The 15,009-nt window shown below is 69.1% G+C and carries 13 protein-coding genes and 3 pseudogenes; 10 read left to right on the top strand and 6 right to left on the bottom strand.

The annotated features are described in order from the left end of the window. The 3 genes and pseudogenes from ACXAID_RS21915 to prrA all read right to left on the bottom strand — a co-directional run. Window positions 1-755, bottom strand: a pseudogene (locus ACXAID_RS21915) (hypothetical protein); the annotation flags it as partial. A gap of 133 nt (window positions 756-888) precedes the next feature. Continuing rightward, window positions 889-2,229: a HAMP domain-containing sensor histidine kinase gene (locus ACXAID_RS21910; RefSeq protein WP_475024296.1), complete on the bottom strand. Its 1,341-nt coding sequence runs from the start codon at window positions 2,227-2,229 to the stop codon at window positions 889-891. A 40-nt stretch (window positions 2,230-2,269) separates the two neighbouring features. Then, window positions 2,270-2,980 (bottom strand): two-component system response regulator PrrA, encoded by a 711-nt coding sequence (gene prrA, locus ACXAID_RS21905; protein WP_475024299.1) that lies wholly within the window; start codon window positions 2,978-2,980, stop codon window positions 2,270-2,272. Window positions 2,981-3,105: 125 nt separating this feature from the next. Between prrA and ACXAID_RS21900 the strand changes: the two genes are divergently transcribed. The 5 genes from ACXAID_RS21900 to ACXAID_RS21880 all read left to right on the top strand — a co-directional run bounded on the left by ACXAID_RS21900 (window position 3,106) and on the right by ACXAID_RS21880 (window position 9,155). Continuing rightward, window positions 3,106-4,086: a phospholipase D-like domain-containing protein gene (locus ACXAID_RS21900; RefSeq protein ID WP_475024295.1), complete on the top strand. Its 981-nt coding sequence runs from the start codon at window positions 3,106-3,108 to the stop codon at window positions 4,084-4,086. Continuing rightward, window positions 4,079-4,675 (top strand): chromate transporter, encoded by a 597-nt coding sequence (locus ACXAID_RS21895; protein ID WP_475024294.1) that lies wholly within the window; start codon window positions 4,079-4,081, stop codon window positions 4,673-4,675. Before ACXAID_RS21900 ends, ACXAID_RS21895 begins: the two co-directional genes overlap by 8 nt. Then, window positions 4,672-5,217 carry a chromate transporter gene (locus ACXAID_RS21890; protein ID WP_475024293.1) on the top strand — a complete coding sequence of 182 codons (546 nt, stop codon included), beginning with the start codon at window positions 4,672-4,674 and terminating at the stop codon, window positions 5,215-5,217. Before ACXAID_RS21895 ends, ACXAID_RS21890 begins: the two co-directional genes overlap by 4 nt. A gap of 180 nt (window positions 5,218-5,397) precedes the next feature. Continuing rightward, on the top strand, window positions 5,398-7,338 hold the full coding sequence (locus ACXAID_RS21885) for an ABC transporter ATP-binding protein (protein ID WP_475024292.1): 1,941 nt from the start codon (window positions 5,398-5,400) through the stop codon (window positions 7,336-7,338). Further along, on the top strand, window positions 7,335-9,155 hold the full coding sequence (locus ACXAID_RS21880; protein ID WP_475024291.1) for an ABC transporter ATP-binding protein: 1,821 nt from the start codon (window positions 7,335-7,337) through the stop codon (window positions 9,153-9,155). The genes ACXAID_RS21885 and ACXAID_RS21880 overlap by 4 nt, the downstream gene beginning before the upstream one ends. A 245-nt stretch (window positions 9,156-9,400) precedes the next feature. On the opposite strand, the gene ACXAID_RS21875 is transcribed toward ACXAID_RS21880, so the two are convergent. Then, window positions 9,401-9,718: a hypothetical protein gene (locus ACXAID_RS21875; protein ID WP_475024290.1), complete on the bottom strand. Its 318-nt coding sequence runs from the start codon at window positions 9,716-9,718 to the stop codon at window positions 9,401-9,403. Between the two features lie 216 nt (window positions 9,719-9,934). Between ACXAID_RS21875 and ACXAID_RS21870 the strand changes: the two are divergent. After that, a pseudogene (locus ACXAID_RS21870) lies at window positions 9,935-10,163 on the top strand (LuxR C-terminal-related transcriptional regulator); the annotation flags it as partial. Here ACXAID_RS21870 and ACXAID_RS21865 read toward each other — a convergent pair. Then, window positions 10,147-11,250 (bottom strand): epoxide hydrolase family protein, encoded by a 1,104-nt coding sequence (locus tag ACXAID_RS21865; protein WP_475024289.1) that lies wholly within the window; start codon window positions 11,248-11,250, stop codon window positions 10,147-10,149. The pseudogene ACXAID_RS21870 and the gene ACXAID_RS21865 overlap by 17 nt on opposite strands. Window positions 11,251-11,282: 32 nt before the next feature. Here ACXAID_RS21865 and ACXAID_RS21860 point away from each other — a divergent pair, with 32 nt between their 5' ends. From ACXAID_RS21860 to ACXAID_RS21845, 4 genes are all read left to right on the top strand, one after another. After that, a complete protein-coding gene (locus ACXAID_RS21860; protein ID WP_475024288.1) occupies window positions 11,283-11,729 on the top strand; it encodes a hypothetical protein in 447 nt (148 codons plus the stop codon). A 97-nt stretch (window positions 11,730-11,826) separates the two neighbouring features. After that, the gene (locus ACXAID_RS21855; protein ID WP_475024298.1) at window positions 11,827-12,477 is read left to right on the top strand and encodes an ATP-binding cassette domain-containing protein; all 651 of its coding nucleotides are present in this window, start codon (window positions 11,827-11,829) and stop codon (window positions 12,475-12,477) included. Between the two features lie 14 nt (window positions 12,478-12,491). Next, window positions 12,492-14,486, top strand: coding sequence for a YhgE/Pip family protein (locus ACXAID_RS21850; protein ID WP_475024297.1), 1,995 nt, complete (start codon window positions 12,492-12,494; stop codon window positions 14,484-14,486). 3 nt (window positions 14,487-14,489) lie between these two features. Then, window positions 14,490-14,756 (top strand): hypothetical protein, encoded by a 267-nt coding sequence (locus ACXAID_RS21845; protein WP_475024287.1) that lies wholly within the window; start codon window positions 14,490-14,492, stop codon window positions 14,754-14,756. Between the two features lie 38 nt (window positions 14,757-14,794). On the opposite strand, the pseudogene ACXAID_RS21840 reads toward ACXAID_RS21845, so the two are convergent. Beyond that, a pseudogene (locus ACXAID_RS21840) lies at window positions 14,795-15,009 on the bottom strand (acetyl-CoA carboxyl transferase); the annotation flags it as partial.

The following is a 15,009-nucleotide window of genomic DNA, read 5'->3' as shown; positions in this document are numbered from 1 at the left end:
GCGCTGTCCGCCGGGTCGGGCGCCGAGGGCGTGCCCAGGCTTCGCGCGTTCGCCCCCTCGATGCCGGCCGGATCGAACGCCGCGACCGGTGCCGTCACCGCCGAATCCAGGCGTGCCGGGTGGCCCGGGTTCTTCGCCGGGGCCACGGCGTTGCGGGTGACCCGGTAGGGCGCGACCGCCGGCGACTGGTCGCGGCCCACCCGAATCGGATCAGGCTCCCGTTCGCCGGTCTGCGGTGCGGCCGCGGCCGGTGCGGCAGCGCCGTCCTCGAGCGCCGACTCGGTCACATCCCGGTCGGGATCGTCGGACGTGTCGCCGGCCACGACCTCGTCCTCGACCTTTGTGACCTCGTCGGTCTCGGCAACCTCGTCGGTCTCGGCAACCTCGTCGGTCTCGGCAACCTCGTCGATGTCGATGTCGATGTCGATGTCGGTCTCGGTGTCGGGGCTCGGATCCGCGCCGCGGCCCCGGGTGGTCCCGGGTTCGCGCGGGCCGTCCGCGGTGTCGGGGCGCGCGGACGGTGCCGCATCCCGGCCGTTGTCCGGTGTGGCGGGATCGGTGGATTCGGTCCGGTCAGAGGTTCCGGCGGCCGGGCCGGCGGAGGTCGAATCCCGGCCGGCGGCGGGGGTGGAGTCGGCCCAGGCGACGCCGGGCACGGGCGCGGCGGCCAGCCCCACCCAGAGCGTGATCGCCGCGATCCCGTAGTGGACCGCTCCGACCGGTCGACGGTTTCCCGGTCGCTCGACGCCCGTCATCCCCGACCTCTCCCTTGCGTGGCACCCGTGACGTTTGAATATGACAACGTTCGATGTCACGTGAGCGTAGTCATTGCGACACCCGCCCGGGGTCGCTTTGCCGAACCGCGGCAGCGCGGTGCGGCCGGGGGGGTCAGCTCGGGCCGGGCAGCCGCAGCAGCAGCCGGGCGCCGCCCAGCGGGCTTGCCTCCAACGAGGCTGTGCCGCCGTGCAACTCAGCCTGCTGGGCGACCAGGGCCAGGCCCAGGCCCGAGCCGGAGTGCGATGCGGTGGAGCCTCGGGAGAATCGGTTGAAGACCACCGTGCGTTCCCCCTCGGGCACCCCGACGCCGTCGTCGTCGATCGCGATCTCGACACCGGCACGGGAACTGACCGCCGACAGCTGCACCCGCCCGGCACCGCCGTGTTTGACGGCGTTGGCGATCGCGTTGTCGACTGCCAGCCGCAGCCCGGTCGGCAGCCCGACGATGATCACCGTCGGCGCGGGTGCCAGCGACACCTCCAGGTCCGGGTAGACGCGCATCGCATCGTGGGCGGCACGGTCGAGCAACTCGGTGATGTCCACCGGTACGTGGTCATCGGAGGTGGACAGTTCGCCCTGCGCCAGCCGCTCCAACGCACCGAGGGTGGCCTCGATCCGGCTCTGGGTGCGGATCACGTCGCCGACCACCTCCTTGCGTTGCTCTTCGGCGAGGTCCAGCGTCGCGAGCACCTCGAGGTTGGTCCGCATGGCCGTCAGCGGGGTGCGCAGCTCGTGGGCCGACACCGACGCGAAGTCCCGTGCCGAGGTCAGCGCGGCCTTGGTGCGGCCCTGTTCCTCCCAGATCCGTTCCAGGGTCCCCTTCAGCGCGTCGGCGATCTCGACGGCCTCGGTGGCGCCGCGAATGTCGATGTCGGGGGGCTTGTCACCGGCGTCGATCTGGCGGGTCTGCTGGGCCAGCCGCTTGAACGGGCGCACCGCGAACGCGGCCAGCAGCCAGCCGCCCAACGATCCGGCGGCCACGGCCAGGGTGCAGATGATCAACACCCGCCGGTGCAGGTTGCGGGTGTCGGCGATCGTCGCGTCGTAGGTGGCGCCGACCGCGACCGACATCGGCTCGGGCGCCGAGAGCTCCACGGTGCGGACCCGGTAGCGCACCCCGTCGACGTAGGTGTCGGCGTACCCCGGCTCCAGCTCGGGCAGCACCACTCGGGAGTTCGACGTCACCTGACCGTCGTCGCGGCGCACCGTGATCACGGCGTCTTGATCGTTGGGTGAGGGCGGGATCTCATCGAGTCCCAGCGGCAGGAACGGAATGGCGAAGCCGGCGGCCTCGTCGAGCCTGCGGTCCAGGCGTTCCTTGCGGTCACCGGTGATACCGACCCAGACCACCGTGCCGACGATCCCGACGACGATCGTCGCTGCGACCGCGGTGGCGAACGCGACCCGGGTGCGCAGCGACGGTGTGCGGCGGAAGATCCGGGTCAGCGCCACGAGGTGTCCCCGTCCTTCCCGTGTCTGTCCGCCGCCGGGTTCACTGCTGCCTGAGCACGAACCCCACGCCGCGGACGGTGTGCAGCAGCCGGGGCGCACCCCCGGCTTCGAGCTTGCGCCGCAGATAGCCGATGAAGACGTCGACCACGTTGGTGTCGGCGGCGAAGTCGTATCCCCAGACCAGCTCGAGCAGCTGGGCGCGCGACAACACCGCCGTCTTGTGTTCGGCGAGCACGGCCAGCAGGTCGAACTCACGTTTGGTCAGGTCGACGTCCGCGCCGTCGACCCGCGCCCGCCGCCCCGGGATGTCGACCTCCAGCGGGCCGACGGTGATGGTCTCCGAGGAGAACGTCGCGGTGGAACCGCGCCGGCGCAGCAGCGCCTTGACCCGCGCCACGAGTTCGGCCAGTACGAACGGCTTGACCAGGTAGTCATCCGCGCCGGCCTCCAGGCCCGCGACCCGGTCGTCGACCGAGGAGCGTGCCGAGAGCACGCATACCGGCACGTCGTTGTCCATCGCCCGCAGCGCCGTCACCACCGAAACACCGTCGAGCACCGGCATGTTGATATCGAGCACGATCGCATCGGGTCGGGTCTCGGTCGCGCTGCGCAGGGCCTCGGCGCCGTCGACGGCGGTGAAGACCTCGAATCCGGACAGCCGCAGGCCGCGCTCCAGCGAGGCCAGGACGTCCGGATCGTCGTCGACGACGAGCACCCGCGGTGAGCCCACACCACTGTCCATGTCCCCAATCTTGCCTGATGGGTCCGGTCGGTCGGGGGATGCGGGGCCCGAGCCGACCGGGTTTACGTGTCAGCGTCGCAGTGTCAGGCGGCGGTAACCTGCGGCTGTTACGGTCCCGGGCTATGACGCCGCCGATGACGCCTCAGCTCGTCGTGGAGCCGGACGACGGACTCGACCCCGTCCTCGACTTCATCGCCTCGGCGCACGAGACGTTGCGGATCAAGCAGTTCACCTTCACCGACGAGGATTTGATCAAGGCGGTGATCGCCCGCCGCGAGGCCGGCGTCGAGGTGCGGGTGATGCTCAACCCGGTGAAGTCGCGCGGTGACCGGGCCAACGACGAAACCTACGCGCGCCTGGCCGAGGCGGGTGTCGAGGTGGCGTGGTCCAATCCGGCCTTCTACGTCACCCACGAGAAGTCGATGGTGGCCGATTCGCACGCCGCGCTGATCGCCACCTTCAACCTGTGCACCAAGTACTTCACCCGCACCCGTGATTTCGGTGTGGTGACCACCGACCCGGCCCAGGTGGCGCAGATCATCGAGGGGTTCGAGGCCGACTGGCAGCACCACGACTGGGTTCCCGTGCAGGACACCGGCTTGCTGTGGAGCAACTCGAACTCCCGCATCGCCATGGCTCAGTTCATGGACACCGCGACCGAGCGGCTCGAGGTCCAGCACCCCAAGTACGTCGACGCGGTCATCCTCGACCGGATCGTCGCGGCGGCGGCGCGCGGAGCCAAGGTTCGGGTGCTGTGCGGCGGGCGGCACGGCATCAGCGACGACGACGTGCTGGACACGTTCGCGTCGTTGCGTACGCTGCGCAGGTTCGGTGTCAAGGTGCGCAAGCAGCGCAACCTGCGGGCCCACGCCAAGCTCGTCATCGTCGACCGGACCCGGGCCCTGGTGGGTTCGATGAACATCGACCGCAGCGCGTTCGACCTGCGCCGGGAACTGGGGGTGGTACTCGACGACCCGGCGCTCGTGGACCGGCTGCGCAACGTGTTCCGCTACGACTGGAAGTCCTCCAAGCGGTATCACGCCCCGGACCCGCTGGACCCCACCCAGCCCGCCGAGAACGATTTCCCTCATGACCCGGAGCTGATGCATGAGTGACCCGCCACCCCGCGTCCCGCTCGTCCGGCTGGCGCTGGCCTTCAACCACATCGCGCTCGCCTCGTTCGGCGGCGGGCTGTCGGCGTGGTCCCGTGAGGTGCTGGTCGTCGAGAAGGGCTGGATCGCGGAGAAGGAATTCCTCTCGGCGATGACGATGTGCCGGATCCTGCCCGGCGCCAACCAGGTCAACCTGGCCGTCTTCGCCGGGACCAAGCTGCGGGGCTGGATGGGTGCGGTCGCCGCCATCTTCGGCCTGGTGTGCGTGCCGGTGACGCTGATGCTGGTGGCGGCTTACTTCTACTTCGGTTTCAAGGAGCTGCCCGCCGTCGACGGGGCACTGCACGGCGCGTCCTCGGCGGCCGTCGCGCTGACCTTCACGATGGTCATCAAGACCGGACGCGTCTGTCTGACCGGTGTGGTGCCGGTGGCGCTGTTCGCGCTGGCCTTCGTGCTCAGCGGCGTGGTGCGGCTGCCGCTGATCGCGGTGTTGGGCATCGTCGCCCCGCTCGGCCTGCTCTGGGCCTGGCCGCGCGGGCCGAGGGCCGCGGCATCCGGGTCCTCCGAGGACTCCGGAGATCCCGCGACGTGAGCACCTATCTCGAGCTCGTCTTGCTGTTCGGGTCGCTGTCGCTGATGTCGATCGGCGGCGGCAACGTGGTGTTGCCCGAAATGCACGCGCGAGCGGTGAACGACTACCACTGGCTGGACGGCAGGCAGTTCGCCGACGTGTTCTCGGTCTCACAGGCCGCGCCCGGGCCCAGCATCCTCATTGTCACGTTGATCGGATACGGCGCCGGGCTGCAGCATGGCGGCGTGCCGGGCGCGATCCTCGGCGGCGTGATCGCCACCGCGGCGATGATCATCCCGGCGGCCAGCGTGGTGCTCGTCGTGACGCAGTTCTGGCAACGTGCCGAACAGTCGAAGTGGCGCATCGCCGTCGAGAAGGGCTTCGCGCCGATGACCGTCGGCCTGATCCTGGCCACGTCGCTGGTGATGAGCCGGGCCGCCGACCATGATTGGCGCGCGTACCTGCTGACCGCGGTGTGTGTGGGGATCTTCGTGTTGACCAAGGTCAATCCGTTGCTGGTGGTGGCCGTCTCGGCGGTACTGGGGTATTTCAGCATCGTCTGACCTGCGCAGTTACCCGCCGGGAAGCAGTTGACCTCAATCGTTGTTCAGGTTCTACGGTGTTCACGATGGTCACGTTCCGCCGAAACGGCATTCCGGCAGGCCCGCACTCGCACTTCCGCTGCCGGAATGCGATTTCGGCGGCCGCGTTAACCGCTTGCGGACAATGGGAAGATCTTCTAAGTGGTTGACGACCGGCCTACCGCGCTGAACAAGGCGCCCGCGATCGCACCGCCGCCGCGACGAGCACGCCCCAGCTCCGACCTGTGGCGGATGTTGCCGTACCTGATGCCCTACCGGGTGCGCTGGATCGCGATGCTCCTCACCGCGCTGGCCAGCCTCGGCGCCACGGTGTCGATCCCGCTGATGACCAAGGCCGTGATCGACGGGCCGGTCCGCAACCAGGACCAGCAGGGCCTCTGGCTGCTCGGTGCCGCCGCGATGGGCGTCGGGATCACCGAGGCGGTGCTGTGGTTCATCCGCCGCTGGCTGGTGTCGCGGGCGACGATGGGTGTCGAGGCCGACATCCGCAAGGACCTCTACGCGCGACTGCAGATCCTGCCGATGTCGTTCCACGGGGGCTGGCAGTCCGGGCAGCTGCTGTCGCGGATCATGAACGACCTGGGCACGATTCGCCGGTTCATGTCGTTCGGGCTGACCTTCCTGTTGCTCAACATCCTGCAGATCACCGTCGTCACCGCGATCCTGCTGGCGATGTACTGGCCGCTCGGGGTCGTGGTGGCCGTCTCGATCGTGCCGATCACGCTGACCGTGCTGCACTTCCAGCAGGAGTACACCCGGTTGTCGCGGCTGGCCCAGGACCAGGCCGGCCACGTCGCCACCCACGTCGAGGAGTCCGCGCTGGGGCTGCGCGTCATCAAGTCCTTCGGCCGTGAGGACTACGTCTACCGGCGATTCGACGATCAACTCACCGACCTCTACGACACCCAGCTGCGCCGTGTGTCGGTGTCGGCCAAGTTCTGGACGCTGCTCGAGATCATCCCCAACCTGACGCTGATCGTCGTCCTCGGTTTCGGTGCCTACGCCGCCGGGCACGGCTACGTCACGCTGGGCACCCTGGTCGCCTTCATCACGATGATGTTGTCGCTGGTGTGGCCGATCGCCTCGCTGGGCTTCCTGCTGTCGATGACCCAGGAGTCGTTCACCGCCGCCAACCGCATCAGCGAGATCTTCGACGCACCCCGGGATATCACCGACGGCCCGCGCGACGAGACCCCGCGCGGCGGGCGGCTCGAACTCGTCGACGTCGGCTTCCGGTTCCCGGAGTCGGCGGCCGGTGAGCCGGCCGGTGAATGGGCGCTGCGTCACGTCAACGCCACCGTCGAACCCGGGGAGACGCTGGCACTGGTCGGGGCGACGGGCTCGGGGAAGTCGGTGCTGGTCGGGTTGCTCTCCCGGCTCTACGACGTCACCGAGGGGCAGATCCGCGTCGACTCCCAGGACATCCGCGAGCTGTCCCTGGACGCGCTGCGCCAGGCGGTGGCCACGGCGTTCGAGGATCCGACGCTGTTCTCGATGTCGGTGGCCGAGAACCTGCGACTGGGCCGCCCGCAAGCCAGCGACGAAGACCTGCACCGGGCTATCGAGGTGGCCTCCGCCGACTTCGTCCACGACCTGCCGTTCGGCCTGGACACCCGGATCGGCGAGCAGGGCATGAGCCTGTCCGGCGGGCAGCGGCAACGGCTATCGCTGGCCCGGGCGATCCTGGCCGCGCCGAAGATCCTGGTACTCGACGACACCCTGTCGGCGCTGGACGTGCACACCGAGGCCGTCGTCGAGAAAGCGCTGCGCCGCGTGCTCGAATCGGTCACCGGCATCGTGGTGGCCAACCGCGCGTCGACGGTGCTGCTCGCCGACCGGGTCGCATTGCTGCAGAACGGCACCATCACCCACGTCGGCACCCATGCCCAACTGCTGGCCGAGGTCCCTGAGTACCGCTATCTGCTGGCCGCCGACGACGAACTCGACGACGGTGCCGAACGCGAGTGCGACTGGGCTCGCGACGAGGAGCAGATCGACCTCGGCGAGCGCCGGCTCCCGGAGCGCTCCAACGGCGACGGCGCGAGCGTGCTGGAGCGCGAGATCCTGGAGCGACGGCCATGAGCACCGCTGCGCCCGGCTGGCGGGGCAGGTTCGACGAGCAGGCCGACGTGCCGATCGACGAGGCGGTGCCGCGACGGCGCGAGGCGCGGGCGCTGCTGGGTGCGCTGCTGCGGCCCTACCGGTGGACCGTCAGCGCGCTGGCGGTGGTCGTCGTGCTGCAGAACGCCGCGCGCCTGTCGGTTCCGCTGCTGGTGCAGAAGGGCATCGACGACGGGATCCCGCCGCTGCTCGACGGCGGCTCGGCGCGCACGCTGATGACGATCGTGGCCGTGTTGTGCGTGGTGGTCGTCGTGCAGGCGGCGAGCCGGATGTACTTCCTGCGGCGCGCGGGCCGGGTCGGCCAGCGGGTGCTGCTGGAGCTGCGCAGGCGGGTGTTCCGGCACTTCGGCCGCCTCGACGTCGCCTTCCACGACCGCTACACCTCGGGGCGGGTGGTGAGCAGGTCGACCAACGACGTCGAAGCCATCCAGGACATGCTCGAAACCGGCTTCGACAGCCTGATCACCGCGGTGCTCACGCTGGCCGGCACCGCCGTGCTGCTCGTCGTGCTCGACGTGAAGCTGGGTTTGATGTGCCTGGCCGCGTTCCCGATCCTGGTGCTGCTGGTGCGGTGGTTCCACCGCGAGTCGTCGAAAACCTACCGGGAGGTCCGGGAGAGCGCTGCGCTGGTCATCGTGCAGTTCGTCGAGACGATGACCGGCATCAAGGCGGTGCAGGCCTACCGGCGCGAACCGCGCAACCAGGAGATCTTCGAAGACGTCGCCGACCGCTACCGCGTCGTCAACGAGCGCACGTTCCGGCTGCTGGCGATCTTCATGCCGGGCGTCAAACTGGTCGGCAACATCACCACCGGAGTCGTGCTGCTCTACGGCGGCTACCGGGTGCTGAACGGCGAGATGACGATCGGCACGCTGACCGCGTTCCTGCTCTACCTGCGGATGTTCTTCGAACCCATGCAGGAGATCTCGCAGTTCTTCAACACCTTCCAATCGGCGGCCTCGGCGCTGGAGAAGCTGGCCGGCGTGCTGGCCCAGAAGCCGGCGATCGACGATCCCGCACAGCCCGTCCGGCTGGACTCGGTACGCGGCGAGATCGCGCTGCGGCAGGTGCGGTTCGACTATGTGCCCGGCAGGCCTGTACTACCCGGCCTGGATCTGGAGGTGCCGGCCGGGCAGACGGTGGCGCTGGTCGGTACGACCGGCGCAGGCAAGACCACGATCGCCAAACTGGTGACCCGGTTCTACGACCCGGTGGCCGGATCGGTGACGCTGGACGGGGTGGACCTGCGCCGGCTCGAACAGGCCGAACTGCGCAGCCACGTCGTGATGGTCACCCAGGAGAACTTCATGTTCGGCGGGACCATCGCCGACAACATCCGGTTCGGCCGCCCCGAAGCCACCGACGCCGAGGTCCGCGCCGCCGCGCAGGCCGTCGGCGCCGACCGCTTCATCGAGGCCCTGCCCGACGGATACGACACCGACGTCGAGAAGCGGGGTGGGCGGCTCTCGGCCGGGCAGCGCCAGCTCGTCGCGTTCGCGCGCGCTTTCCTGGCCGACCCCGCGGTGCTGATCCTCGACGAGGCCACCTCCTCGCTGGACATCCCGAGCGAGCGGATGGTGCAGCGGGCCCTGGAGACCGTGCTCGCCGACCGCACCGCACTCGTGATCGCGCACCGGCTCTCGACCGTGCAGATCGCCGACCGGGTGCTGGTCCTCGAGCACGGCCGCATCGTCGAGGACGGTTCCCCCGACGAACTGGTCGCCGCCAACGGAAGCTACGCCGCGCTGCACCAGGCCTGGCAGGACGCGCTGGCCTGACCGGTCAGCGGATGAGCCACGGCGTCGTTGCGCGCTGTCGGCCATCGCCCGCTACAAGCGATGGATTTCCAGTTCCCCAGTTAGTCCGGAAACGCAGGGACAGTGACGATTTCGGCATCGAAACGATCTCCTGGACCAGAGCTCCACGGAATCGCGGACTGTCGTCGCGGAATTCATTGGGAATCAGAGTGATTCGAAAATCATGGGCCGCCCGGCGGTAGCTCGGGCGGCCCCACTGGTTCCGGTCACTCCACGGTCAGGTAGTAGACCTGGGCGACCGGCACGTCCTGTCGAGCCTCATTGTTCGCGTAGGGGTCTTGCGTTTCGACAGTTTCGCGGATGTCGGGGCCCGGGAGGATCGACACCACCTGAGCCTCAGCGAGCGGGGCATCTGTCAGGTTTTCGACATACACCCGATTGCCGTTGGACTTCAGTTCGGCAACCGCTTCAGCTGCGTTGTCCCCCGGTACCGGCTCTGCCGCGGCTGGAACCGATAAACTCAGTGCTATTGTCGGGATCGCGACCGCGGACCCGATGAACGTCGACACTGCTTTTCTCTTCATTCCTACTCCTATTCGATTGTTCGGGATCTCCGTAGGGAGTCTCGATCTTTCGATGATCCTCGATTCAGATCACAAGAAGTTAGTTGCCGATCGGCCTCGCACCTAAACGCGGGGGCGCGCTGTGCACAACAAGCGCAGAACCCTGGAGGGGCTCTGCCGCAATCAGACCGCCTGAACATTTCCGTCGCTGCAGCCGGTCGGCCCGGCAAGGTGAACCCCGGCGCCGCGGTGCTCACCACGCGAGAGCTCGACGTCCTGGCCCGGGTACCGCTGTGCTACACAAATGTCCGGGCCGCGCAAAGGGTATCGCTGAAACCAGAAACCGTGAAGAGTCACCTGCGCAGCGCCTCGGCCACATCTCGTGGCACGCACCCGCCATGAAGCAGTCTGCAAGGCCCGGCGCGGACCCGGCCGTTGGGGAACCGCGTTCAGCGGTAGTCGGTGAAGAACGCTGCCACGTCCTCGACGAACAGCTCGGGCTGTTCGAAGGCGGCGAAGTGGCCGCCGCGCGGCATCGTCGTCCACCGGGTGATCGTGTAGTTGGATTCGTACCAGTGCCGCGGGGCGCGCAGAACCTCCATCGGGAACGACGCGACCCCGGTGGGCAGCAGCACCCGGTCCCCGCGCCCGAACGCGCCGAAACTCTCCCAGTACAGCCGAGCCGAGGACGCACCCGAGCCGGTGGCCCAGTACATCATCACGTTGTCGAGCAGCTCGTCTCTGCTCAACACGTTCTCGGGATGTCCGTCGCAGTCGGTCCACGACCAGAACTTCTCGACGATCCAGGCCAGCTGCCCGACGGGGGAGTCGACCAGGCCGTAGCCCAGCGTCTGCGGCCGGGTGGCCTGCTGTTTGGAGTAGCCCGAATCCCACTGCCGGTAGTAGCCGAGCCGCTCCAGAGCGGCCATCTCCTCGGCGGTGGGGTCGTTCAGGTCCTTCGGCGGCCGCCCGAACGGCATGTTGGTGTGAATGGCCACGCAGTGGCCCTGGTTTCGGCCGATCTGGGTGGTCACCGCCGCGCCCCAGTCGCCGCCCTGCGCGCCGTAGCGGTGGTAGCCGAGCCGGACCATCAGCTCATCCCACGCCTCGGCGATGCGCTCGACACCCCACCCGGTGGCCGTCGGCTTTCCGGAGAATCCGTATCCGGGCAGCGACGGGCACACAACGTGGAATCCCGCCGCGTTGAGCGGTTCGATCACCTTGTGGAATTCGACGATCGACCCCGGCCAGCCATGGGTGATCAGCAGCGGGAACGCGTCGTCCCGCTCGCTGCGCTGGTGGATGAAGTGGATGGGCAGGCCGTCGATGTCGGTGACGAACTGATCGAACCTGTTCAACGCTTTTTCTCTTGCCCGCCAGTCGTATTCGCCGGCCCAGTAGCCGGCGAGCTCGCGGGTGTAGGCCAACGGGATGCCCTGGCTCCAGTCGTCGACACACTCGGCCTCCGGCCAACGGGTGCGGCGCAGCCGCTCGGCGAGGTCGACCAGGTCTTCGTCGGGGACGGCGATCCGGAACGGCTGAATGTGGGCCATGCCACATCCTGGCATTTGGATAATCGAGAGGCGTGTGGACCCCGACAATCGTCCTGATCGCCGCGACGACGCTTGCGGTCAGCGTGCTGCTGGGCGGGCGGATCTACGAGGTCCTGGTCGTCGACCCGTTCTGGCCGAGGCGGCCGGGCATCGTGCAGGCGCGCAACGGCGGGATCTCGCGGGTGCGGTTCTGGCTGCCGGCCCACGTCGCGGCCGAGGTGTTGCTGGTGGTGACGCTGGTGCTGGTCTGGGGGCACGCCGACGTGCGGGCCGCGGTTCTGGTGGCGCTGACCGCTCACCTGGTGACCCGGGTGTGGTCGGCGGTCGACTTCATCCCCAAGGCGCGGGCCTTCGAGCGCACCGATCCGGCCGGTGTCGACGAGGCCGCCGCGATGCGGTGGACCCGCCGCAGCCTGCTGCGGCTACCGCTGAACGTGCTGACCTGCGCGGCGATGCTGGCGGCGCTGGCGCTGGCCTGACCCCCGTGACACGCCGGTGCCGGCGGCATCGTTGTGGTGGGATTGGCGGGTGACGCAGCCAGAGCCGGCCCCGGCGATCGCCGCGCGGGGCATCACGATGCGCGGACCCTGGGGGCCGGTGTACGGCCCCATCGACCTGGACGTCGACGCCGGCGGCGTGACGGTGCTGGTGTGCCCGCCGGGGTCGGGGCGCACCGCGCTGCTGATGACGCTGGCCGGCCGGATGCGCCCGGCCACCGGCGAGCTGACGGTGTTCGGCCGGACCCGCGCCCGCGACATCTTCACGCGGTGCGCGCTGGCCGGCATCGACGAACTCGACACGGTGGCCGAGTCGGTCACGGTGCGCGACCTGATCACCGAGCAGTTGCGCTGGGACGCCAACTGGTACCGGCTGATTCGCCGCGCCGACGACGCGGACCTGGCCCGGGTGTGCGGCCCGGTGTTCGGGGAGCTGCCGCTGCCGCCGCTGACCGAGTACGTCGACGAACTCAGTGAACTCGACGGGCTGCTGCTGCGCATCGCGCTGGCCAACACGGCCAGACCGGCCCTGCTGGTGATCGGCGACCTCGAGCAGGTCAGCAGCGACGAGCACCGGGCCCTGCTGGTGGGACGGCTGGTCGAGCTCGGCACCGAGCAGACCGTCCTGACCGCCAGCGTCAACGGTGTCACCGGGCATCCGGTGCGCCACATCGAGGTGCGCAACGCGTCACGGGCCGAACTGGCCGGGTCGCCGAACGGGGGTGAGTAGCTGTGCTGGCCGGGATGTCGCTGGGCACCGATCTCAAGAGGTATTCGCGCGGCCTGCTGCCGCGCATCGCGCTGATCACCATCATCGTGATGCCGCTGCTCTATGGCGCGATGTACCTGTGGGCGTTCTGGAATCCGTTCGCCGAAGTCAACAAGGTGCCGGTGGCGCTGGTCAACGAGGACCGCGGTGCGCAGGCGCAGGGCCAGCCGGTGAACGCCGGCGATCAGGTGGCGCGGGCGCTGCTCGACTCCGGCCAGCTCGACCTGACCGAGATGTCGGCCGCCGACGCCGCCAAGGGTGTCGCCGACGGCGACTACTACTTCTCGATCACCGTGCCGCCGGACTTTTCCGAGAACATCGCCTCCCCGTCGGGCGGTGATCCGCAGCAGGCCCAGCTGCGGTTCACCTTCAACGACGCCAACAACTACCTGGCGTCGGTCATCGGGCAGAACGCCGCCCGTGAGGTGCTCAACCAGGTCAACGCCAAGATCGGGGAACAGAGTGTCGGCACGGTGCTCGGCGGGCTGACCGACGCCGGCAAGGGACTCGATCAGGCCGCCGACGGCGCACAACAGCTGGCGACCGGACTGACCACCGCCAACGACGGTGCGCAGCGGCTCGCCGACGGCGCCCACGCGCTGTCCAACGGTCTCGACACCGCCAGTGCCGGTTCGGCACAACTCGCCGCAGGCACCCGCCAACTCGCCGGCGCCATCGACACCGCCACCGATCCGCTGCTCGACGTGCTCGACCGGGTGGGCGGGCTGAACCTCGATCCCGCCGAGGTCGCGATCGCCGCCCAGCATCTGTCCGGGGCGGTGCGCTCGACCACCGACCGCATCGCCGCCCTCAACATCAACAGCGCACAGGCCGCCGCGATCGTCGACCAGACCGTGGGTTTCCTGCAGGCCAACCCGGATCCGGCGGTGCGCGACGCCGGCCACGCCCTGGCCGGCGCGCAACACCTGCTGCGGGCCCAGGGGATCGACCCCACCACCGACGCCGGGTTGACCCGGCTGCGCGACAGCGCCGCCCGCCTGGAGCACGAACTCGGTGATCCCGGCAGCTCGCTGCGGGTGTTCCTGGCGCGTGCCCTCGAGGGCGGGCTGCGCGACGACATCGCCACGTTGCGCGACGGGGTGGACGAGCTGAACTCGGGTGCGCAGCGCCTGAACAGCGGTCTGGACCAGCTGGCCGGCGGTGGCGCCGAACTGTCCTCTGGGGCCAACGAGCTGGCCGCCGGCACCGACCGGCTGCAGGCCGGCGGCCGGGAGCTCGCGACCAAGTTGCGCCAGGGCAGCACCATGGTCCCGACCTGGACGCCGCAGCAGCGCACCGAGGTGGCCCGCACCATGTCCGCACCGGTCGGCCTGGATTTCGTCAACACCAATCCGGCCGCCACCTTCGGCACCGGGTTCGCCCCGTTCTTCATGCCGCTGGCACTGTTCATCGGCGCGCTGATCATCTGGATGTTGCTGACGCCGCTGCAGTCCCGGCCGATCGTCAACGGGCTGGGCGCGCTGCGGGTGGTGCTGGCGTCCTATTGGCCCGGGCTGCTGGTCGCGGTGTGCCAGGTGGTGGTGATGTATGCGGTGGTGCACTTCGGTGTCGGGCTGCATGCCAAGTACCCGCTGGCCACCGTCGGCTTCCTGGTTCTGGTCGCCGGCGTCTTCCTGGCGATGATCCAGGCCTTCAACGCAGTGTTCGGGGTGGCGGTGGGCCGGGTGGTGACGCTGGCCTTCCTGATGCTGCAGCTGGTGTCGGCGGGCGGAATCTATCCGGTGGAGACCACCGCCAAACCCTTCCAGATCATCCACCCGTTCGACCCGATGACCTACGCCGTCAACGGTTTGCGGCAGTTGACGGTCGGTGGTATCGATTCACGATTGTGGGTCGCGATCGCGGTGCTGGTCGGGCTGCTGGCGGTGTCGTTGGCTGCCAGCGCCTGGGCGGCCCGACGCAATCGCCAGTACACAATGGAGCGCTTGCATCCCCCGATCGAGGTGTGACCGATGGCAACTGAAGAGAAGGCGAACTGGCGGCTGCGCGATTTCGCCGGCACGGTGGTGCTGCTGATCGTGCAGGCGGTGTTGTGGCGGGCCACGCTGGAGATGACCCGGGCCGACCCGACCCTGATGCCCAACCTGGGGCTGTATCTGCTGTTGGCGACGATCGCGGTGGCGGTCGCGCTGCTGGTCCGCCGACGCCCGGCGGTGAAGATCGCGATCGGCGGGTGTGTGCTGCAGCTACTCCTTGTGATCCTGGGGATTTCGGCGTGATCGGTCGCGCAAACCGCGACCATCCACGCCGAAATCGCTCAGGGCAGGCCGATGCGGCGGTAGCGGTCCAGGCGTGCGGTCAGCCGCCGCTCGGCGGGGACCGTGCGCAGCCGGTGCAGCTCGGTGGCGATCGACGCCGACAGCCGCGCGGTGAACGCCCGGGGCTCGTCGGCGGCGTCGGGGTGCTCGGGCACGATCGCGTCGACGATCCCGTCGCGCAGCAGGTCCGCTGACCGCACGCCCTGTGCGGCAG

The sequence above is a fragment of the Mycobacterium sp. ABE4_509 genome (assembly GCF_056160785.1).
This window is presented reverse-complemented; position numbering and strand designations above follow the sequence as displayed.

Coding starts and splice junctions, on each gene's coding strand:
- ACXAID_RS21880 (WP_475024291.1), top strand. CDS start 7,335: ATGAGCACCGCTGCGCCCGGCTGGCGGGGCAGGTTCGACGAGCAGGCC.
- ACXAID_RS21900 (WP_475024295.1), top strand. CDS start 3,106: ATGACGCCTCAGCTCGTCGTGGAGCCGGACGACGGACTCGACCCCGTC.
- ACXAID_RS21875 (WP_475024290.1), bottom strand. CDS start 9,718: ATGAAGAGAAAAGCAGTGTCGACGTTCATCGGGTCCGCGGTCGCGATC.
- ACXAID_RS21865 (WP_475024289.1), bottom strand. CDS start 11,250: ATGGCCCACATTCAGCCGTTCCGGATCGCCGTCCCCGACGAAGACCTG.
- ACXAID_RS21845 (WP_475024287.1), top strand. CDS start 14,490: ATGGCAACTGAAGAGAAGGCGAACTGGCGGCTGCGCGATTTCGCCGGC.
- ACXAID_RS21895 (WP_475024294.1), top strand. CDS start 4,079: ATGAGTGACCCGCCACCCCGCGTCCCGCTCGTCCGGCTGGCGCTGGCC.
- ACXAID_RS21850 (WP_475024297.1), top strand. CDS start 12,492: ATGTCGCTGGGCACCGATCTCAAGAGGTATTCGCGCGGCCTGCTGCCG.
- ACXAID_RS21855 (WP_475024298.1), top strand. CDS start 11,827: ATGCGCGGACCCTGGGGGCCGGTGTACGGCCCCATCGACCTGGACGTC.